This is a genomic window from Sphingomonas sp., assembly GCF_036387535.1.
GTDB lineage: Bacteria > Pseudomonadota > Alphaproteobacteria > Sphingomonadales > Sphingomonadaceae > Sphingomonas_R.
In genome coordinates, this window is the sequence record NZ_DASVTO010000015.1 from 1 (window position 1) to 2,599 (window position 2,599).

The window sequence follows — 2,599 nt, forward strand, 5'->3', positions numbered from 1 at the left end:
TTCCAGCGCGTAGGTCGCGGTGCCGGTGACTTTCGCCGGGCCGTCGATCCGGTCGAGGCCGGCGCCGAGCAACCCTTGCACGCCGCGGTCGAGCGCCATCGGCGGGTGCGTGCCGTCCATGCGATATTCTGTCACGCCTGGTCCTTGCTGCCGGTGGTCCGCGGGAGGTTGCCGCGGGGGAATGAGACCTCCCCTACACCGGGGGCAGGCCGTCCAGCAATTTGTCCAGCGTCATCGGGAAATCGACCACCCGCACGCCCGTCGCATTGTAGATCGCGTTGCCGATCGCCGCACCCGCGCCCGAAATGCCCAGTTCGCCGATCCCCTTGGCATGCAGCGGGTTGGCATGGATGTCGCGTTCCTCGACGAAATGCACTTCGAGTTGCGGCACGTCGGCGTTCACCGGGATGTGATATTCCGCGAGATCGTGGTTCACCAGCTTGCCGGTGCGGGTGTCGTGGAACAGTTCCTCGGTCAGCGCGGCACCGATGCCGAACGTCATCCCGCCCAGGCATTGCGAGCGCGCGGTCTTGGCGTTCAGGATGCGGCCCGCGGCGAACACGCCCAGCATGCGGCGCACCCGCACTTCGCCGGTGACGGCGTTGACGGCGACTTCGGCGAAATGCGCGCCATAGGATGCCTGCGTGGTAGCCTTCTCCTGCTGGCCCGGCTTGATCGCGCCGGTTTCCTCCATGCCGTCACCGACCAGATCGGCCAAGGGCGTGGCGCGATTGTCGGCGATGACCATGCCGTCCTTGAACGTCATCTGGTCGCTGTCGACGCCGAGCTGCTTGGCGATCCGGTCGCGAAGCCCCTCGCACGCCAGGTATACCGCCGATCCCGACCCGCAGGCGCCCCACGATCCGCCCGAGCCGGAGGATTCCGGGCCGGCGCTGTCGCCCAGCTTCACGGTGATGCGATCGCGCGGCAGGCCCAGCAACTCCCCGACCACCTGTTCCAGGACCGTATAGGTGCCGGTGCCGATGTCGGTCATCGCGGTATCGACGCGCGCATGGCCGTTGGCGTCGATCGAGACCTTGGCGGTTTCGCTCTGCAACAGATTGTTGCGGGTCGCCGCCGCCATGCCCATGCCGATAAGCCATTCACCCTCGCGCCGCGCGGCCGGCTTCGCCTCGCGCTGGTCCCAGCCGAAGCGCGCCGCGCCTTCGTCGAGGCATTGGGTGAGCGAGCGCGACGAAAAGGGCACGCCTTTCTCCGGATCGGTATCCATGTCGTTGCGCTTGCGCAGTTCGACAGGATCGACGCCGATCTTTTCCGCCAGCATGTCCATCGCGGTTTCCAACGCGAGCATCCCGACCGCTTCGCCCGGCGCGCGCATCGACCCCGACAGGCCCAGGTTGAGGCGCACCAGATCGTGATTGATGACGCGGTGTTCGCCGGGATACAGCGAGTGCGTGCCGATACCGGCGGGTTCGAAGAAATCCTCGCCGGGCAAATTCGAGCACAAGGTTTCATGGCCGATCCCGACCAGGCGCCCGTCCGCATCCGCGGCAAGGCGCACGCGCTGTTCGGTGTTCGATCGGCGGACAGTCGCATCGAATACCTGCTGGCGCAGCATCACCGCCTTGACCGGGCGCCCCAATTGCTTCGCCGCGATCGCCGCCGCGGCACTTTCGGGGGAGATGCCCAGCTTCGATCCGAAACCGCCACCGACATATTCGGACACGATCCGCACGTTCTTCGACGATACGCCCAGCGCACCCGCCAGCTGCTGCGCATCCTTGCTGGGGATCTGGTACGATCCGTACAGCGTCAGCTTGCCGTCGTCCCAGGTCGCGACCGAGGCATGCGGCTCCATCGCCGCCGAATTCTGCGACGGGGTGGTGATCGTCGTGTCGATCGTCACTGCCGCATGCGTCATCGCGGTGTCGAGATCGCCTTGCGAGAAATGCGCGGGGATGTTGTTGGGCGGCGGCTTGTCCGTCTCGCTGCGATGCGCTTCGAAATCGAAGCGGCCGTCATGATCCTTATAAGCGATCGGCAATTGCAAAGCGGCGTCGCGCGCGGCTTCGTAAGTGTCGCCCAGCACGATCGCGACGATCTGACCGAAATAGGCGATGTCTTCGACCCCGGTGGTCGGCGATTTGGTCTCGCCGCCTTGCCCGGCGTTGCGGAGGAAATGCTTGAAGTCGGTGACGACCTGGATCACGCCGGGCAAGCCGGTGACGGCGTCCGCATCGACCGACGCGATCTTGCCCGACCCGCGCTTGGCACTGACCAGCACGCCGTACACCATGCCGGGCAGCTGATATTCCGCGGAATATACCGCGCTGCCCGACACCTTCTTTGACCCTTCGTGGCGATCGAGCGGCTTGCCGATTACGCCCTGTGCGCCCCGATCCAGCAGCGAGTGCGGATAGGGATCGTTCATCGTCAGGCTGTTGGTGGTCCCGAATCCGAACATCATGCGTCTCCGGTCAATTCGCGCAAGGCCGCGATCAGGGTGCGCCGGGCGAGCGGTATCTTGAAGTCGTTGCTGCCGAAGCCCTTGGCATCGGCGAGCAGCGCGGTGGCGGCGGTTTCGAACGCCTCCATCGTCGGCGCCTTGCCGATCAGCGCCGCTTCGACCGCGGGGTCG

Annotated in this window: 1 protein-coding gene; it reads right to left on the bottom strand. The window is 65.9% G+C overall.

Features of this window, described 5'->3' with window-relative positions; translation table 11 throughout:
• Nucleotides 1–193 precede the first annotated feature (193 nt).
• Nucleotides 194–2,425, bottom strand: coding sequence for a xanthine dehydrogenase family protein molybdopterin-binding subunit (locus tag VF649_RS01680; protein ID WP_331010223.1), 2,232 nt, complete (start codon nucleotides 2,423–2,425; stop codon nucleotides 194–196).
• Nucleotides 2,426–2,599 lie beyond the last annotated feature (174 nt).

Coding starts and splice junctions, on each gene's coding strand:
- VF649_RS01680 (WP_331010223.1), bottom strand. CDS start 2,425: ATGTTCGGATTCGGGACCACCAACAGCCTGACGATGAACGATCCCTAT.